At 42.0% G+C, this 19144-nt stretch carries 16 protein-coding genes; 8 read left to right on the top strand and 8 right to left on the bottom strand.

The annotated features are described in order from the left end of the window. Window positions 1–352: 352 nt before the first annotated feature. Window positions 353–1210, top strand: coding sequence for an endo alpha-1,4 polygalactosaminidase (locus tag A3712_RS04790; RefSeq protein WP_063522522.1), 858 nt, complete (start codon window positions 353–355; stop codon window positions 1208–1210). 579 nt (window positions 1211–1789) lie between these two features. On the opposite strand, the gene A3712_RS04785 is transcribed toward A3712_RS04790, so the two are convergent. After that, a complete protein-coding gene (locus tag A3712_RS04785) occupies window positions 1790–2344 on the bottom strand; it encodes a hypothetical protein (protein ID WP_063522521.1) in 555 nt (184 codons plus the stop codon). A gap of 553 nt (window positions 2345–2897) precedes the next feature. Between A3712_RS04785 and A3712_RS04780 the strand changes: the two genes are divergently transcribed. Further along, window positions 2898–4406, top strand: a complete 1509-nt coding sequence (locus tag A3712_RS04780; RefSeq protein WP_063522520.1) for a DUF3360 domain-containing protein — start codon at window positions 2898–2900, stop codon at window positions 4404–4406. Window positions 4407–4649: 243 nt separating this feature from the next. After that, complete coding sequence (locus A3712_RS04775; RefSeq protein WP_063522519.1) at window positions 4650–5051, top strand: YunG family protein; 402 nt, start codon at window positions 4650–4652, stop codon at window positions 5049–5051. Window positions 5052–5282: 231 nt separating this feature from the next. Here the strand turns inward: A3712_RS04775 and A3712_RS04770 are convergent, their stop codons facing one another. Next, window positions 5283–5999 carry a sugar isomerase domain-containing protein gene (locus A3712_RS04770; protein WP_004741733.1) on the bottom strand — a complete coding sequence of 239 codons (717 nt, stop codon included), beginning with the start codon at window positions 5997–5999 and terminating at the stop codon, window positions 5283–5285. Between the two features lie 156 nt (window positions 6000–6155). On the opposite strand from A3712_RS04770, the gene A3712_RS04765 reads away from it, so the two are divergent. The 3 genes from A3712_RS04765 (at window position 6156) to A3712_RS28605 (ending at window position 8335) form a co-directional block, all read left to right on the top strand. Then, entirely contained in the window at window positions 6156–7013 is an 858-nt protein-coding gene (locus tag A3712_RS04765) for an AraC family transcriptional regulator (RefSeq protein ID WP_004741732.1), read from the top strand. Between the two features lie 882 nt (window positions 7014–7895). Next, window positions 7896–8153, top strand: coding sequence for a hypothetical protein (locus A3712_RS04755; RefSeq protein WP_063522518.1), 258 nt, complete (start codon window positions 7896–7898; stop codon window positions 8151–8153). A gap of 59 nt (window positions 8154–8212) precedes the next feature. Next, complete coding sequence (locus A3712_RS28605; protein ID WP_269451409.1) at window positions 8213–8335, top strand: hypothetical protein; 123 nt, start codon at window positions 8213–8215, stop codon at window positions 8333–8335. A 245-nt stretch (window positions 8336–8580) separates the two neighbouring features. On the opposite strand, the gene A3712_RS04750 is transcribed toward A3712_RS28605, so the two are convergent. Continuing rightward, on the bottom strand, window positions 8581–9492 hold the full coding sequence (locus tag A3712_RS04750; RefSeq protein WP_063522517.1) for a LysR family transcriptional regulator: 912 nt from the start codon (window positions 9490–9492) through the stop codon (window positions 8581–8583). 187 nt (window positions 9493–9679) lie between these two features. Here A3712_RS04750 and A3712_RS04745 point away from each other — a divergent pair, with 187 nt between their 5' ends. Both A3712_RS04745 and A3712_RS04740 read left to right on the top strand, forming a co-directional pair. Then, window positions 9680–11311: a methyl-accepting chemotaxis protein gene (locus A3712_RS04745; protein ID WP_063522516.1), complete on the top strand. Its 1632-nt coding sequence runs from the start codon at window positions 9680–9682 to the stop codon at window positions 11309–11311. Between the two features lie 1311 nt (window positions 11312–12622). Beyond that, window positions 12623–13534, top strand: coding sequence for a hypothetical protein (locus A3712_RS04740; RefSeq protein ID WP_063522515.1), 912 nt, complete (start codon window positions 12623–12625; stop codon window positions 13532–13534). Between the two features lie 65 nt (window positions 13535–13599). Here the strand turns inward: A3712_RS04740 and A3712_RS04735 are convergent, their stop codons facing one another. Genes A3712_RS04735 through A3712_RS04715 form a run of 5 tightly spaced genes read right to left on the bottom strand, consistent with a single transcriptional unit; the run spans window position 13600 to window position 19086 of the window. Then, window positions 13600–14502, bottom strand: coding sequence for a Brp/Blh family beta-carotene 15,15'-dioxygenase (locus A3712_RS04735; protein WP_082856173.1), 903 nt, complete (start codon window positions 14500–14502; stop codon window positions 13600–13602). Next, window positions 14487–15722 (bottom strand): lycopene cyclase family protein, encoded by a 1236-nt coding sequence (locus tag A3712_RS04730; protein WP_082856172.1) that lies wholly within the window; start codon window positions 15720–15722, stop codon window positions 14487–14489. The genes A3712_RS04735 and A3712_RS04730 overlap by 16 nt, the downstream gene beginning before the upstream one ends. Continuing rightward, a complete protein-coding gene (locus A3712_RS04725) occupies window positions 15703–16623 on the bottom strand; it encodes a phytoene/squalene synthase family protein (protein WP_063522512.1) in 921 nt (306 codons plus the stop codon). The genes A3712_RS04730 and A3712_RS04725 overlap by 20 nt, the downstream gene beginning before the upstream one ends. A gap of 2 nt (window positions 16624–16625) precedes the next feature. Further along, window positions 16626–18233 carry a phytoene desaturase family protein gene (gene crtI / locus A3712_RS04720; protein WP_063522511.1) on the bottom strand — a complete coding sequence of 536 codons (1608 nt, stop codon included), beginning with the start codon at window positions 18231–18233 and terminating at the stop codon, window positions 16626–16628. Continuing rightward, window positions 18214–19086, bottom strand: a complete 873-nt coding sequence (locus A3712_RS04715) for a polyprenyl synthetase family protein (RefSeq protein ID WP_063522510.1) — start codon at window positions 19084–19086, stop codon at window positions 18214–18216. The genes crtI and A3712_RS04715 overlap by 20 nt, the downstream gene beginning before the upstream one ends. Window positions 19087–19144: the final 58 nt, after the last annotated feature.

The raw sequence follows: 19144 nt of genomic DNA, 5'->3' as shown, positions 1-19144 counted from the left end.
AAATATTAACCATCATTAAAACCTCATTTATTTTAAAATCTAAATTTACGATAAAGTGGTCAGGTAAAGGTAATTAATCTACGCCAATCTATTTATACGACACGCCAATACATAATATTTACAATTAAAAAGTAAAGACCCTCGCCATAATAACAGCCTGCACTTGCGTGATTAATGATCAACTATCGACCCAAAATCCAGATACGCAATCCTCCCCTATCAACATTAGATACCCGTTAATGAAACAGCAATTGAAAGTAATTTGGCGACAAGTCAAACAACACCAAACAATTATTGATAATAATATTTACACGATGTACATTTACAAGAACCATAAAAAATACGATCGCATATGAAAAAGTTATTAATCTATCTGTTTTTAGTAAGCAGCTCTGGCTGCAATTCAAATGATAATAAACCCCAACCTGAGCAGTCTAGCTCTCCGGTCGTTCTTGACATAAACGTCGCTCCTATTATGACCGGTTCTTGGTACCGCCCGCCTGTTTCAGTCACGTGGCAATGGCAGCTAGAAGGCAATTTAAACACCTCTTACTCTGTCGCTCTCTATGATTTAGACCTTTTTGATACGAGAAATACGACAATAAAAAATTTACAACAATCAGGAATAAAAGTGGTGTGTTATTTTTCAGCAGGCTCTTATGAGGATTATCGAGATGATAAAGAACTCTTCTTGCCAAACACAATTGGAAACACTCTTGATGGCTGGGACAACGAACGCTGGCTTGATATTCGTTCAGCGAACGTTCATTCAATCATGAAAAAACGTCTGGATATTGCCAAAAACAAAGGTTGTGATGGTGTTGAACCTGATAATATGGATGGGTACACCAATAACTCAGGTTTCAATCTGACGTCTCAAGATCAGCTCGCGTACAATCGATTTATTGCAAATGAGGCGCATAAAAGAGGCCTTGCGGTCGGATTAAAGAATGACCTGGACCAAATAGGTGAACTAGTCGAGTACTTTGACTTTGCTGTTAACGAACAATGTTTTGAGTACAACGAATGTGATGCACTGCTGCCCTTTATTAATCACGGTAAGCCCGTTTTAACAGCGGAGTACTTAGATAAGTATGTCAACAACCCAAATGAGAGAGCAACAATCTGCCAAGAATCTAGGGACAATCTATTTAGCACCCTAATCTTACCTTTAGATTTAAACGACAGTTTTAGGTTTAGCTGTTTGTAAAGCACGCGTAATCCTAAAAATAACTGTACCGAAACTATCTAGAGCGGTTTAACTATTAAATATAGCGACTAGAGAAAAAATGTGTGCACTATAGAGTTTGCTATTGTCCAAAACCTTGAGCCAAGAACCAAAAGCTATTGCCTTATTCCTGACTCGCCACAAGAACAAGGGCCTCGAGAGTGCGAGGCTTAAGTTTTATCCATCGAATAATTACAGATCCCCTACTTCACCGCTTCCATTGATGCTGTTTTGCACAGTTTAGCATTGGTACCTTGGCAAAGGTTGGTAGGTTGAAAAGGGAAGTAAGGTAACTCATAACGAGCCGACACATCATAACTTCCTGACAAACACTGAGAGGCTAAATATTGATCAATGCTTTGAAGTCTATCTCTCCTCTACACTTAAATTTATTTGCAGAAAGCGAGCCATTCTAGTAAACCTAAACGCAACTGGGCATCTAGTTTCCGAGAGCGTTAATATAGAAAAGTCGCCCACTTAAAAGCGAGCGACTTACTGTTATTTCTCTATTTCCGAGCATCATTCTATTTGTGAGATCATTCTGTATATGGGAACAGAGAACTACAACACACGTAAGCATTCTTCTGGTGATAAGCTCAGCAATGTATTGGCGAAATTGATCTTCTCATCACGCCATCTCAATGCTGCTTCCCGGCCATCTTGTGAATGACGGTCAGCTTCAAAGTAGCTTTTTCTTGGTAGTCCGTTTGCTGGCGTCATCACCATAGATTGCTCATTTAAGCGAATCGTAAATAGGAACTGACCACGCTGCCCGGTTTGCGCTGCCGGATGATGCAATGTGGTATCACAACAATAACGTCTATCACGCAGCGCACGGCATGTGTACTCAAAGGCATCTTGAGCACCACGTCCAGGGAACGCGGTATAAATGCTGATACCATCACGTTGCAAAGACTGGTCACCCGCAGCAAGTTGCACCGCGTGTTGGATCATCCTAAAGCCCAGAACCACACCACCAATGCTGTTCAATCCACTGTATTGAATTGCTCCTTCTAAGCTCAGGTGAAGTTTGTCTTTTCCTTCATAGAGAAAAAGATCAGGCGATGCCCAATCGCTCTTTGGGATAAGCAGTTGAGTAATATCAGAGTGTTCCATGTTGGTCTCCGCAACAATAAGTGTATTTGAGACCACAAAATACAGTAATGAGAATTATTATCAACAAATTCAAGACGGAAACGTTACTTTAATAAGGTTTAAGGTTCCTTTGGAAAGGCCTAAAGACGCCGTGAGCGTCTTCATTTAAGATATTAAAAATTATCTTCTAGCGGATACCTTGGTCTTAAGCGTCCCGCTCAATTTTAAGGCAGCTTCACCACCGAACCACCTTCACAAGCGCCTAAAAGCATTCTTTGATAGATGTTAACTGACTCTTCAGTACCAAGCATTTCTTGTTAGATATTCGTTTATTACCAATCAAGCTCATCGCCTACAAATAAACTGCATTGTGCGATTTATATTCTTACATTCTGAACCTACGACTAATGTCTAACCAACTGAGTCTATTTGTTTTTTTAGAATTGGTATAAGGTACCAGCTACTAAATGTTAACAATTATTTGATTTAAAGTTGACATTTTGTTTACACCTTATGTGAGCCAATATCGTTTGTTGCAACAACGCACCTTAGAGTGCGAAAAAAAGGAATCAAAATGAGCAGTACTTTAGAGTCCGTAAATATACCAAGAGAGAAACCTCAAATCATTGAAGACGAGCTCTCCTATGAACAGCAACACAAACCAAGTTCAGAATTCAAATCCCGAGAACAGTATCTAGAGCACGAATTACAAATCATGTCGCCGAAGCGCTGGCGTCCCAATTTACCGTTTAAAGATTATCGATTTGAGATAGAAGACACCATCCCAGCCATGGCCGCGACTATAGGTAAAGTGGTTATGGTAGGCGCTATTGCAGCGACCTTTGCTGGAGCGCTTGGGTTAAATGAAGACTTCATCCTAGAAAATGTTCGTTATGAACTTCTTATCGCCTCTGTTTTCATCATCCTTTTCTCTGGCTTCCTACTTCCGACGGCTAACCTTGCTGGTACTCACGGCCCACTTATTCCATTGATCCCTATCGTAGTTGCAGCTGGAGGGCACCCTATGGCATTCGGCTTGTTAATTGGCGCTTTCGGCTTGTTATTAGCCATCAGTAAAGGTGGCAGTATGTTGGCTAACCTCACCAGTAAAGGCGTGTGTGGTGGCTTGTTGCTCTACCTTGGATTTGTGGGCACCGCTTCTCAGGTGAAAAAACTGTTCGCTTGGGCCGAAGGCATCGGCATGAGCCACATCGCTTTTGTGGTGATATTTTGTACCATTATTCTATACGCGCTATTGGAGCATTTCCGCAAGCGTTGGCTAGCAGTACCTCTTAGCTGCTTGTTGGGTGGTACGATTGCATTTGCTCTGGGTGCGCCATTTGCTTTCCACACCGAGCCAGGCTTACCTAACATGAACCCTATGTATTGGTGGGGGGAAAATACAGGTTGGATGTTAGGCCTACCGACAATTGAACACTTCATGGTAGTACTGCCGTTCGCGATTCTTGCGGTGGCGATGTGGTCGCCAGATTTCTTAGGGCATCAAGTATTCCAAAAGATCAGCTACCCAGAGCGTACTGGCAAAGTACATATGAACATTGATGACACCATGACTACAGCGTCTATTCGTCAAACATTCGGATCGCTACTTGGTGGTACTAACTTTACGTCTTCATGGGGTACTTACATCGTACCTGCGGCGATTGCGAAACGTCCTATCCCTGCGGGTGCTTTGCTAACGGCTCTGTTCTGTATCATCGCCGCTATTTGGGGCTACCCAATGGACTTAGCTATTTGGCAACCTGTACTTTGTGTTGCGCTGATTGTGGGTGTATTCGTTCCACTATTAGAGGCGGGAATGGAGATGACGCGTGAGGGTAAAACCACGCAATCGGCAGCGATTGTTGTGTTCTCATCAGCACTCGTCAATCCGGCATTTGGTTGGTCAATCACTATGCTGCTAGACAATTTAGGATTGGTCGGCTGTAAAGAGCGTAGCAGTGAACTAAGTAAGATGAGCCGCTGGGTTCTTCCCGGTATTATGTTTGTTGTACTGACAAGCGTGATGGCGTTGGTCGGCCTTCTACCAGGGATTCCAGCTATTATCTCAAGCTTTCGTTAAGCTAGACTGATAGCTAACTTCCATAGTAATACAAAGGCTTTGAAGCCTTAATTTATCTATCTATGATTGCTTGGCTAACTCAGCCTACTCCGTCAACACAGTGTTACAATGCTATCGTTGCTCAAAAATCGAAAGTCACAAGTTAGTCAAAGTCACTCAATTACAATTAATTAGCACTATCGTTAACTTGATTCCTCAATAATGCTTGGGGTTTTATGTCGCGAAGGAATAACAGGAATACATATGAATCCAAGTCTCAGCGAAGTATTGCAAGCTCTTCAGGACAGTTGGTCTATAGACAGCACTGATGAGCCAGAAAATTGGAACCCGTCCAACCCGAGCCGTGGGCAGTGCGGGATGTCCTCACTCATAATAAATGACTACTTTGGTGGGAAGTTAGTGCTATGGAAAGTTTTTGTGGGTGAAGAACAAGACGGCGTACATTATTCAAACGAATTACCAGACGGCACTCCATTCGACTCGACTGGTGATCAGTTTTGGGATACAGAGGAGTTAAAAGAACCTTTATCGTTCGAAAGGCCAAGTGAACTACCAAAGAATGGAGCTGACCGTTATCTGCGACTATCAGATTTGGTACGTAGTAAGTTGGAATGCAAGCAGGAAGAAAAGTCCATCTCAACCTAAGGTTCAAGGTATATGACTTAAAGAAGCCCACTACGAAGTGGGCTCAAGTTTATTAATTTGAATAAATTTAAGTTCTCTATTTTAGGGAAAATCCATTACCAATTTATATCTAAAAACAATCCTTTATTTTATGTGTATCATTCGAATGATTAGCTTGGAACATCCTATCGGGTGTAATCGAAACATATCGCTTACCCATTGTTACTTCAATGCTAATTGTCTAGCGCCTATCTACATAGATTTTAATCGAGATCCAAAATGCTGATATACATAGTCATTGTCGAAACCATCAACATTCTGACTCGAGAAAATCAGCGGTGTAGAACCTTGGTTTAATGCTGCTTTCTGGGACTCCACAACTAACATGTTCATGATCATCATGCCCGCTATGCTTGAAAAAGCGCCCGTCACTTTTCCGTTTACATTACATAGGCCATCACCAGGCGGAACCTGATTATCAATAACAACATCAGCAATATCCATCAACTTTAGACCAGAGCTATGGCGGCTTGGATATTTCGATGACTGTTCGATCGACGTTATCGCAATAACTTGATGTCCTTTAGACTTAGCAATCTGTGCGAACTCTATTGGGAGAGCATTCCGCCCTGAATTAGAAATGACCATCACTACATCATTAGCTGAAATATTCTGTTCATTCCAAATAACTTCGGCTAATCCTGGCAACTTTTCCATAGCCGAACCTCTTAGTGCACCATCATTGGTTAGTAGCACCGAGTCTAAGATAGCATTGACATTACCAAGGCCACCAGCTCGAATAAATCCCTCTAGACCAACCATATGCGAGTGACCTGTCCCTAAGACTTGTATCATATTGTCGTTAACAATAGCTTGAGCAAATAACTCCGTTGCTTGAGATAACGCCTTTTGGTTGACCTCCACAAGTGAGGTAAGCTTTGGTATTAAACGATTCAAGTATTCAGACATGCTTGTGTTCTCCTGTACTCTTTGACGATGATTCAAACATATCAGCCCTACCTTACATTAGTGATACTATTCCACTAAAAAGTGATACTTTTATTGATCATTAAACAATACGTGTCAATATGCGTTCACATAACCAGTAATTTAAAACGGCTTGGAATGAAAGCAACAATACAGAAAGTACCTCAAAGGCATGGCTGGTCCTGGCGCTATAAAAAATTTGAAGAAACCTTCAAACCGGAAAGTTGGCATGCTCATCAAGAATTTGAACTGGTTTTGCATCGCAACTTTCAAGGTAAATCGAGAATTGAAACCTTTGAAGGGCAGATAAAACACAACGAACTACTACTAATTGGCCCAGGCCTTGCCCATAGCTTCGAATCACGAGATTCAGATGAAAAACATCCGTGTGAAACTCATGTCATCTGGTTCAGAGAGGAGTGGATCGGGCAACTCATGTACAGCAGTGCCGAGCTTCGACAGTTGGCTCCTATCATTCGCAATGCCAACAAAGGTATAAGGTTTACAACACAAACAGCAGAGAAGGTTTACCAACACCTCATTAACTTTAGTGAACTATCCCCAATTGCGCAGCTTGCAGTCTTCATTCAGGTTTTGGGAGAACTGTGCTCTGATCAACATGTTATCGAGCTACTACCCTATTATTCGCGAGGAGAAAAAGAAAAGGCTAGTAATGATTTCAGCAAAATAGATAAGGTTTGCCAGTACATAGATCAGCACTATTCATCAGATATTACTTTGAAAAAGCTTGCTAATTACGTACATGTAAGTGAAAACACTGTACATCGTTGGTTCACACAACACTTTAACGAAAGTTACATCACCTATTTAACAAAGTTAAGGTTGAATCATGCTTCTCAATTGCTCACAACAACGTCGCAGCCTATTAGCTTAATTGCAGAAAGAGTAGGCTATACTAATCGCTCTAACTTTAATCGCCTGTTTAAAAAGTACAAAGGCACATCACCTTCAATGTACCGTCAGAAATTCAGATGAACAATAGTTTATTCAAGTCTTGTCTGATTTACACGATATACTCCTGTCTATTTCGACACTTCAGTCGTCTCATAAGGGTTCATACAGAGTTATTTATCAACTCCGAGAACCCAATTTACTTTTGCGTAGAAAACGCGCTTTCCTCAGGCACTACCGCCATCACGGACAAGGCACAAAGAACACCGATTCTTGTTTTCAGCATGCGTTGTCTGATAAGAGAAACGTGCTAAATCTAGAGATGCTTACCTCCGCACTCCTAGCCCCAACTTCTTCATGTCATAGTTGATCTAATAGATAAAAAGCTCTAAATATCTGGACACACTTTTATTCACAGAACTTGTTGATGTTGAATGTGTCATTAATTACCATAATTCGAATACTTAATGACCACACAGGACGTAAATACGGCTTCATTTCAATTTTATAAGAAAGATACAACGTCAACACATTTAGATGTACATAGCGACTCATTTGCAAAAGAAAACGCTCAACTTATTGAGCAAGAGTTCGATCAAATAGTTGACATTATAGAAGCAGAAATAGCCAAATTGCGCATGAAACGTTTAAATCAATGTACGACCATGAATTAGAAACTATGGCGACGTCGCAACTGTTGGTAGGGGTTCTTACTGCGGGAGTTGGCGGTGTGTAAACATCATCTTTGCTGTCAATTTGCTGCACTGACTCGACTTATTTAACGTAGATCACACCAAGCTGGGCTATATCGTCTAACATTGAGATGGGACTAAGTCTCAATAAATATTAGATATTTTCGCCTTGATGTGGTGTTTGTTTTGCTTCAGACAGAGGTAAGCTTTAAAATTTTCTTGCTAAAAAGGTAGAAAACTTTATAGTATTCTCAAGTTAAAAATGAGAACAAACATGTCATTGCAAAAAAAACAATCCAAAGTATCACTGAACATCAAAATCCCTTCAGACTTGGATGCTCGCCTTAAACTAGCGAGAAAAGCAGCGCGTGAACAAGGGCTTATGTTCAATGTATCCCAAGAAGTTGAAAAATTTCTTGAGAAAAAATTGAAACAAGTTGAACGTCAATTATCTATAGATGAGGAGATTAAGAATAACCTAAAGGAGCTTGGTGGATTAGATATAGATGAAATGATGAAATCGATGGATTAAAAATACTAACACGTATTGATTCAATTGAATTACAAATGATAACAAGTGTGGAGATGATTATGGGTACATTAATTGGACTGTTAATTTTAGCTGGGATAGATTTACTCTTAAAGCGTCAAACGGGGCTTCATTTGCATCAGTGGATTGCAAAAAAAATTCAAGAATCTCAAAACAAAAAATAATCGATTCTCATAAAAGTGAAAGGATTCGTTATTTTGCCGATTTGATGTATGAGATGCTGGTACCAGACATAGGAGAAAATGGTATCAAGTGCTGATAATAAAGATTGGTATTATCAGTACCGACCTACATAGTCGAGTTTTTAGAAATGCAGGCTCTACGATTCTCAAAAACTAAGGTCAAGTGATCACGAGGCCTTAGTTTTAACTATCTATCAACTTCCCTCTCCACTTTTTAATCCGAGCCTCTAAGTGTAGTTAAGTCCGTTTTGCCACTGCTTTCGAAACTCTTCAAGCTCATTAATAAATATCTTAAAGCGATTGGGAGTATGTAGACTTGGTTTATAGAAAGCATACAGATAATTTACTTCAAACCATAAATTATGGAACAACGGTATTAATTGCCCACTCAGCACATACTCTCTAGCATGCGTAACTGGAAGTAAGGCAATACCGAAACCTTCTAACGCCATAGAAGTTGCAATGTCGATGGAATCTGTTGTCATTTTTCCTTTCACACTAACCTCACGTCTTTCTCCATCTGAGTTTTCCAATTGCCAATAGCGTTCGACTCCTACCCTGTTCACCTGGGTAATACACTGGTGTTGCTTCAGTTCATCAACGGACGCTGGCATACACGCTTCGTTGAGGTATTTAGATGAAGCGTAACAAGCACGCTGGAACTGAGATAACTTACGACAAACAATCCTATCGTCACTAGGTTCTATGGGAGAAATAACCAAGTCTATATTATCCATCACTTTTAAGTTATCGACAGATAAGGTACGCCAATGGATATCAATGTTGGGAAATTTTTGGTGGAATGTAGGTAGAAAGTTTTGCACTAAAAATCTCGACATGGAAGATAAACTCCCTATACGTAACCGACCATTTATACCTTGCTTTTGGACTTGGAGCTTTTCGACGCTGTATTCGACTAAGCTTAAAATATCTAATGTGGACTCCAAAAAATTTTCACCATGCGGTGTGAGGCTAATCTTATTTCCGATTCGATGAACTAATGTCACATTGAGTTTTTTCTCTAAATTTCTAATTTTCCGACTTAAGGTAGGCTGGCTTGTTTCTATTGTGCTTGCAGCTTCGGTAAAGTTTAGGTGTTCGGCTAAAACTGCAAACATCTTTAAAGATTCTATATCCATGATTACTACTGATAGTTCTGATTTTAAATGAATTCTCCCACCATTAACCACATTAGTAAAGTGGTTTTAATCTATACCATTTTTGAATGACTGCTATTTAATAATGTATCTAGGGTATAACAAGCGCATGGTGTATTGTTTCATATACTAAACCTCAAATCAGTCAACGTCATAAAATGGATTTTATATGTCAAGGTTAGAAAACACACCTACAAAATGGTTATTTATTATTATAATGTCAGCAATATCATTGTCATGCCTAACAATGTTTTTGGTTATTAGTTCTTCCAATAAAATTATTCGTGAAAATAGTCACTGGGTTAATCATACATATCGAGTGATGCTTGAGGTCGATAAAGCAGTCGAGCAAGTTGTTAATATGGAAACTGGATACAGGGGTTATATGATTACGGGAAACAAGAACTTTCTTGAGCCCTATTACCAAGGTAAAAAGAAGATTCATATAGCACTTGAGGATTTGATTGAACTAACTAAAGATAATAACACCCAAACGATAGCGTTTAACTCGGTGCTTGCCGAGGTGAACAATTGGCAAAGTGAAGTGTTAGATGCTGGTATCGCGATTAGGGAGATAGGGTCGAATAATGCAGCTTCTGAATTTGTGAACGAAGCGACAGGAAAGGCGTATGTTGACAAGATAAGAAGGATACTTGATGAAGCATCTGGAAGAGAGGAGGCATTGCTTATTCAGCGCGCCATCGATCAGAGGGTATCATTAGAAAATCTTGAGCGGTGGACTTTAATCACTTTAGGCATCAGTTGGCTTATCTCTGCACTTATTCTTTTTATTGCAAGCAAAACAATTCTAAAAAATGTAGACGATATCTCAGTAGCCATAGATTGCTTTGCTAAAGGTGAGATTAAACTAATAAATGCTGAACCCTCCCAAAATGAGTTTTACAAGATTAGACAGTGTTTTAACCGTTCAATGGCGCAATTGACCTCATTAATTAATGAACTAACGTTATCTTCAGAGCAATCTAATTTAGCAACCGGCAAGCTATCAACGGTAATGGAAAGTACAGCGAATAATGCTCAGACTGAATTAGCTCAGGTTGACGAAATTTCTACAGCTATCAGCCAACTGTCGAGTACAGCTAGTGAGGTCTCCTCAAACGCGACTCAAGCAGAAGAGCAAACAAGAATTGCTTTGTCGAGTGTTGAAAATGGGAGTCATTTACTGCAAGAGTCAACAGAACTTACTTCCCGAATGAGCGGATCTATTCAAGTGACGGCGGGGTTGATTGAAGATCTAAAGAATAGTGCAATAAACATAAGTGAAGTGACGAATATTATTAGTTCTATATCAGAACAAACAAACTTACTGGCGCTGAATGCTGCAATTGAAGCCGCTAGGGCTGGAGAGCAAGGCCGTGGTTTCGCGGTGGTCGCAGATGAAGTTCGAAGTTTAGCGGGTAAGACACAAGAATCTACGCGGAGCATTCAAGAAATCATAACGCGCTTGCAAAACCAATCAAAGCAGGCGAATGACAATATCATATCTGATGTAGAGTCGATAAAAGCATCTGTTGATATATCGGAAAAAGTGATGGCAGCATTTAAGGACATTGATGCGTCGGTTAAGACTATTTCAGATATGAATGCATTAGTTGCTACAGCTTCTCATCAGCAGTTTTCTGTTACAGAAAGTATTGCAGTCACTACGATCAAAGCACGCGACCTCGTCAATGAAAATGCAAGTGCCGTGCAGCAGTGTCAGTCTGCCACTGATAAACTTGTTACGTTTGCAAAAAAACAAAACAACGAACTTGCTTTCTTTAAAGTTATAAAGTGCTGACATTCCTTTCCCAACGTCTCTCGTGGGTTATACAGATTGAAAGCATATTTACCCTAAAAGTTAGGATAACAGGAAAAGTTTAGTCTACACTCAATAGGTGACAATATTCATATTCAACTTACAGATGTGATATTAGCGATAGCATGAGAAAATAGCCAACAGCATTTATTGTGAAAGCATACCATCTCAGGCTTTACCTCGCAGTCCGCTTTTAGTATCTGTGCATTGGTCACGCAGTGAAACTTTTTAAAGGAGCGTGAAGGTGGATGAGAACTCGGATATATTAGGTCCACCAGTTTCTTTCGCTGAATTTAATGATTTATGCGACTGTAAACTGACAGATGAACACCAACATAAACAATCTCCTCAAATAGTGGGCAAATATTTATTATTAGAATTGAGTGATACTAAACCCTTAAGTTAATCTGCTCTTGTATGACATTCTCCATCTGTCTTTACTCGTAAATACTGAGCACAATAATAAGTGGCTTCCCATCACGATTTTTATTCATTGCTCGCTTATGTTTAACTTTTCGAAAACGGCTTTTGTTCAATCCAGAGTAAAAGCTTAAATCTCTCATTAACCAAAGGCTCTGTATCAGGAGGCCTTTGGTTTGTTAAACAGATAGACAGCCCTACTCCAATGATTTTACTGCTTTCTTCAACATATCAGTGGGCTCAATGCGCTAATGTCATTACGTACTTACTGCTAATGTCCCACGAAGGCTAGTCAAAATGCGCTCAACAGACTTCCCTATAATTCCATCTCGAATGAAGTTGGCCGAGCTCTTGAAAAATCCTCACGATAGGAAGGAGAAACTATTTCTCGCTGAATATACTGTTACGACTATTACGAGCACTATTTAGTGGAATCTTAATTTACCTTGTGTGGGTGGCTACAAGGTGTTAATAATTATCTCCATGAACAAAATTTACCTAAACGTAAAAACCACCACTACCACCATGAGGCGACTCAGGAGGTAGTTTTTTGCGCCAATAAAAGACCTCTGAGTGATTCATCGCCAGAGGTTTTTTTGTATCTAGGCTTTGTATTTCACTCAGAATTAACTGGAGAAAAATATGAAGAGACAACGAGAAATCACCCAACAACTTATTACACTACGTACCGCAAAACCAGGGATGGTCTATTGGCATCAGAACAGACAAGAGATAACAGTATATAAGGTGCCCTTAGAACGTAAAGCAGCATAGTTTTTTATCAAACCTAAGATAAAAGATGCTCGTGCTAGAAGAATCAAAACTAAACTTTAACTATCAAGAATAGAGATGAACACTCAGTTAGGAGAAGACATGCAAAAAAAAGATGATAACGAACAAGCAAACCCCGTTTTACCCCTATTTGAAGAAACTGCTGTTCCCTCTGGCTCGGCACACGTAACCCCGATTCTTGTTTATGGAAAGCGTCATATCAAAAGAGAGAAACTGGCTGAATTTAAGCAGGCGTACCAAACGCATTCGAAGTCAGCTTACGAAGAAAACCCTGACATCAAGGCTATCTTTGCCTTTCCTGATACAAAAGATCCTCTGACATATTGGCATATTTTATGGGTCCGAAGTGCCGATGCATTTAACGATTACTTGTTTCGATCTACTGAAAAAGAGCCTGTATGGGATGCCTATGATTATTCGTCTAAAAAACCAGATACGTTAACCGTGTTTGGCGGATGGAACGAAGAAACAAAAATCCGCACGAAATCAGCTTCGGGTGTAAAGTACGAATTTAAAAGCAATCTTGCTGGCTTCATGAAGTCTGATGGCGGTGGAGAAGAAGGGCCTCCGCTATTTGGATTTACGAAGCGTTATGTAAAACCTGGTCACATACAAAGTTTAGGTATGTCATTCGAGACCGTCTGTGACATATGGCGTCAGAAGATTCCAGGCTTTTTGATGGCTGCGGTCTTCCAGGATGACAACACGCCCAATTTAGTCCATGACCTAAGAATATTTGCCAACCACAAGTCTTATTTAGCGCATGTCGACAAATCTGATAATTTGCTAACGGAAGCGATGGCAGTATGGTTTGAAAATTACGACACCAGCATTCCTTTTTCTGGGCAGCTTTACGCCGCTAGCACAAAAGATGAAGCACTCCATACCAGCTCAATAAAGTCGAGCTCTACACCCAGAGCCCAACTTGAAACATTTCATTTCGGCGAAGATGGGATGCTAGGGCAAATGCCTAATATGACTAGAAACGACTAATCGATCGTGAAGTACCTGCCTATAATACTAAACTGGGATCAGCAGAGTGATACGCCTTCTCATTACTATTTGTTTGGTTCTATCATTTCGGGCGTTCGTACACGTCCATTGTAAACTCGGGTGAGAAAAAGGTGAGGTACGGTCAGCGCAAACAAAGTGATAAAAACCGTATTAAGAAGTTGAGCAGACAATCCTTTATCTGGAAGCCAGTAAAAAAAAGCAATCATGATAAGTGCCGTACCAATAGTCGGCAATAACGCCGCTTTAAATACTTGGTTCCATGACAATCGGTTGCTCTGCTTGACGTCTAGAGTATGAAGCGGCGCATGCAACGCACAGAAATATAGGCAAAAATATTGGAGAACTGGTAAGAGCGCTGCGGCAATGAAAAGGCTTATTACCCAAAGATTAAACTCCATCGAGTGCTTAATAAACTGAGTAATCAGTACTATACACGATAGAAAACATGCCAAAGTCATCATCGTTACCACGTTGCTTGCTTGATACTCACCTACCCCCAGAACAACGAAGTAACTGCTCAGGCCATTAGGGTGGAAAATGGAAGGTAGTGTCACGACTACAACTCCTAAAAAAACTCTGCTTTTTCGAGCAATTGGAGTCCAGTCTTCCCCAAAATGTCCAGCGGCGAGAATCAGCAGTAGCACCAAACACATCGTTGGTGCCTTCATCCATAAAAACAAACAGAAAAAAACGGCCATCAAGTAGGCCAACGCATACAGACCAAGTCGAACTCGTCCATTTAAGCCATCACTACCATTAAGATTTTTTGAAAGGCGCATCATCATGAGTACGTCTAAGGCCCCGTGTGGTATACCAAAAACCGCAATCAGCACCAGCACTGCAATGTCGCCATGAGATGTCCATAAACTAAGGAATGCCAAAGTGGCGGCATAAACACAAAACAATGGCCAAAGCCGAGATTGGGGATGATTCATCGTCGATTCCATATCATTGTCTCCCAAGCTGCTCGAACAAAGGCTCGTTTAGGCATAGAGCCAATAACCTTGAGAAGGTCAAGCGCCGAAGCGCGCTCAGTCATGAATCTCGCGAACTGCTCACCTGTTGTTCCCCTCGCCATTCTTTTGAATACCTCAGGTGCCAATTCAGGACGCTGAGTGAGAGCCATTAGGAAGATAGAATCTAACCATGTGTATAGCCCGGCGTTCAACGATATTTTCTTTTCTTCGTAAGTTGCAATTTTTTGCCCTGTGATTTGGCGAGCTATGCGTTGGCTATCTTGTTGAATTTGAGAGAAAGCGTACCCTGTAGCCGCTCTGAAACAGTTACCTCTAATACCTATGTTTCGCCATTGGTTGCTCGTATTACTACCTTTTTGCTCGACAATAGTTGGGTCAATATGGGTTGTCATCGGCAAGATCCCTCCCTCCCAACCAGTCACATCTTCGCCACTCAAGCCAAAAGTATCTAGCACCTCGAGCGTCATTTGTTTGAGCTGTTGTAATGATTTGGCATTCGGGGAGAATTGCGTCACTTCAATCAGCGCCTCTCTCCGACTTATAGGAAGAATGTAAATAAACTCAATGGCACCACCCACGTTTTTTATGTCCGCCATTAAGTGGGCAGTTTGAGAGCAAAATATGGGTTCTGAACTCTTCACCCAAGCGCCAGTGAAACACTGGAGCAAGCTACCTCTACCAACATTGGTTAGCGGTGGAGGACGACTGTCAAAACCATGTGTTGCGGTGATGCTGAAATCAGCGGAACGGACCGTGACCGTGCTGGTACCCACAGCAATATCATCCACCGCGTTATTGAAAAGCATGGTGACTTTTCCGTGATTGGCAAAACGTTTAAAGCAGTAATCAAAAAAATCCGCCGCTTTAATGCAATGGTAGCCATATTCGTTGTTAGCCACAGATTGCTTTGTCTCTGCAACGAGCCAGTGACGCCACCGTTTTCTCACAAGAGGAGATAGATAACGAGGCATGTGCTTGTCACTCCAATAACACCATGTTTTATTAGTATTCACGACATCGGCTTGCTCAACCATTACTATTTCGCCCGAATATCCGGCTTCAATCAGAGCTAGTACTAACGAGCAAGAGGAGAGTCCTATCCCCACCATCACGAGATCAGCTTTATATTCCGACTGAGGGGGTACTGACGAACACGGCACAACTGGCCGGTTATTGGTGCGTAAGACCATTCGATTTACGCTCAAGCCTGTCAAAACCGACTATCTTGCTCAACGGTTTGTGCAAGTCGTGATTGTGAGGGGCTTTCTCGCGTACTTTAAAAGAGATTAAATTGGAAGATGCTAACCACAATTTACCCCCGAGCGTAATTGTGGTCCTCCCTTGCCAATACCGCAAACCTTGCCGCTCAAGTTTTACTCCTATCTCTCGGTAAACAGCCTCTGCAACAACAATTGCTCTGCGGCTTTGCGATGGCAGGTAACGATACCCTTGACGCGCACTTTGGTAATAGCGCTCTGCCAGCGCGAGTGTGCGTCTGATCGCCTGCATAACCTGTGGCCGAACCGTTTTGTCTGAGTCCTCGACGATTTGATGTGTACTGACTCCACACCATTCAAGAGGCAAGTATCTTCTCCCCAGTTGAGCATCCTCCATCACGTCTCTCGCTATATTCGTTAGTTGCATAGCGATTCCAAGATCGATTGCATGGGCAGTGCCTTGCGGCTTAGCATCGAGAATCGGACACATCATCAGCCCTACAACCCCAGCGACTTTATAAGCGTATTCGATGAGCTCATCTTCAGTAACAAAGGCAACCTCTTTCAAATCACTAGAAACACCATCAATGAGGGTCAGAGCATGGTTGATGGGTATACCTAACTCACCGGATAATATTAGGTAATCTTCGGTTATCTTATGACGTGGTTTGCCGCTAATGATTTGTTGCTTCACGTTGTCTAGCATCTCTTTCGCAAAGCTTTTGTCCTGTGTTTCATCTGCTATATCGTCAACCCAACGGCAGAACTGATAGAGCCTCGCTGCCTGGTCCACCTGTGACTTGCTAAGTAGAAGACTTGCGAATTTGAATGTCTTTCCATGAGTTGCCAAGCTATGGAGCGCTGGATTTTTCATAATTAACCCCCGCTTCCTTGATCCGCCTCTTTAGTTTTTGGGGAGGCAGTACCCTGTATTTTCTGGCTATCGCCATTCAACCAAAAGACGTTAGAGCCGCTAACATTCATCGGTTCGACAGAGGGAACGATTTTATCCAACACTTTTGCCGAGCAAAGTACGCCGGGCAACCCTGCACCTGGGTGGCTACCCGCACCAACCACAAATAGGTTTTCCGGGCCTTCACCGCGGTTGTGAAAACGAAAATAGGCCGACTGAGTGAGTGTTGGAGCGATTGAAAAGCCCGCACCGTGGACACTGTTATAGTTACACTCAAAATCTTTCGGAGTCATGCAGAAGCGTTCAACAATACAATCTGACAGCCCCGGCATCATACTGTTATTGAGTGCCTTAATGATCTGATCGCCATATTTGTTTTTGGTTTCTTCCCAATCTACGCCCGACTGTAAGTTCGGCACTGGTGCCAATACATAAAAGCTGTCGCATCCCTCCGGCGCCATACTTGGATCAGTCGCCGTTGGTCGGTGAACATATAAAGAGAAGTCATCAGCAAGTACTTGGCGATTGAATATGTCGTCAAGAAGACTTTCATAACGCTTTCCAAGCCATATGGTGTGATGCGCGATACTTGGGAACCGTTTAGTCGTACCGAAATAGAGAACGTATAGACCCATTGAAAACTTAGAATATTTGGCTTTTACTCTGGCTGACCAGCGTTGTTGATCTCTTGGTACCATCTTCTCATAGAGATATGCCGGGTCCGCGTTGGAAACAACGATATCGCACCGAATCCTTTCGCCCGCCTTAAGATCAACAGCTGTCACTCTCTTTTCCTTAGCTATGACACCTTCAACCTCTTCGCCTAAACGGATCTTTATGCCTTTACTTCGCATTAACTGTTCAAGCGCTTTGACGAGAGCACCCATACCACCGATAGCGAAATGCACTCCCCACTTTTGTTCCAAAAAGTGTATTAAGTTGTAAATACTGGTTGTGTCAAATGGGTTGCCGCCCACTAATAGAGGTTGTATCGAGAAAGCTTGTCTCAACTTTTCATGTTGTAGGTGATCAGAGACAAGCTGCCAAACCGTCTTATAACATCCAAGTTTGACTAGGTTTGGAATCTGCTTGATCATGGAGATTGGTTTGTCGAAAGGCTCGTCGGCAAGCTTGGTGAAACCGATGTCAAAAATGTCTCTCGATGTGCTGAGCAACCGCTTATATCCGTCCACATCTTCGGGGGAGATAGACTCGATTTCCGCGAGGATTTGATTTAATGAGCCGCCATAGTCAAACGTAGAGCCATCATGGTAGTGAAAACGGTACCAAGGATAGACAGGAACGATAGTCACATAATCTTGCGTCTTCTCTCCAAAAAGCTGAAAAAGTTCATCGATGAGAAAAGGAGCTGTGATTACTGTGGGTCCAGCGTCAAAAACGAAGCCACCACGATGAAACACCCGAGCGCGGCCTCCCAGTTGATCACATTTGTCGATAAGCGTCACGTCATAGCCTTTGGCTCTTAGCCTAAGGGCTGAAGCAATTCCGCCAAAACCCGCACCGATAACTACAGCGGTTGGAATAGACTGCTTATTGGTTTCTGCTTTCATGCGTTTGCCTCTCAAGCTCGCCCAGTAAATATATCGTTTTATCCAAAAACCCTGCAGCACAATCATTCGGGAGTTTTCCAAAGTCTCTTTCACAACTTTTCAGAAGATAACGAGCGCGCTGGACTGTCAGCTTAAACGCCGTAGATGGATCGTTGTGTTGCTTGTAAAAGTTGAGCAAGTTTGGTCGGGACTTGGAGCCGTCATCCACGCTGTCGGCCAAATCATCGAGTATCTGGTAAGCGACGGCAAAGTTGGTTGCAGAACGCTTGGCTATCGAAACTGAAACGGTCTCATTGGATGCTACGAGTGGGAGAACTAACGGCAGATAAAGTAGCGGACCGGCTTTCTTCGCCGCGATCTGCTCGTATTGCTTGGCTGACTTAACCTCCTCTGTGGTTAAGTCTTCAAGCTGGCCATAGATCGTTTCGCTAACGGCTTGTTGCATCTCCTCCACCAGCATCGGTAAAGCTCCAGAACAAGACACCGATGCGAGTGAGCCAAAGGCCTTAGTGATGAGGTAGTCGCCTGTACATATAGCAACGTTGTGCCCAAATTTAGACCACACCGCTTCCATACCTCGACGCGTTGGATCATGGTCTTGTATGTCGTCATGCACTAGGGACGCGTTGTGCATCAACTCTATCGATGCTGAGAGCCTAACAGCATCGCTGTCAGATAATCCCAACGAGAGGGAAGCACCGATACAAATTTTCATTCTCGTGCGGCTACCACCAGTTCTCAAATGATAGTCGGCAGGTTGATGACCGGCTACTTGGGAGTTCAGGAAACGTTCGCACTGTCTTTGCACGCTTTTGGTTTTATCTGCTAATGACAATCTCAGTGGACTATTCATTTGTGCCACCTGTGTACTGATGTGAGTGAGTGTAACTCTGCGAAGTTAGAGAGAGCCG

The organism is Vibrio sp. HI00D65, from assembly GCF_001635455.1.
Lineage (GTDB): Bacteria > Pseudomonadota > Gammaproteobacteria > Enterobacterales > Vibrionaceae > Vibrio.
This window is presented reverse-complemented; position numbering and strand designations above follow the sequence as displayed.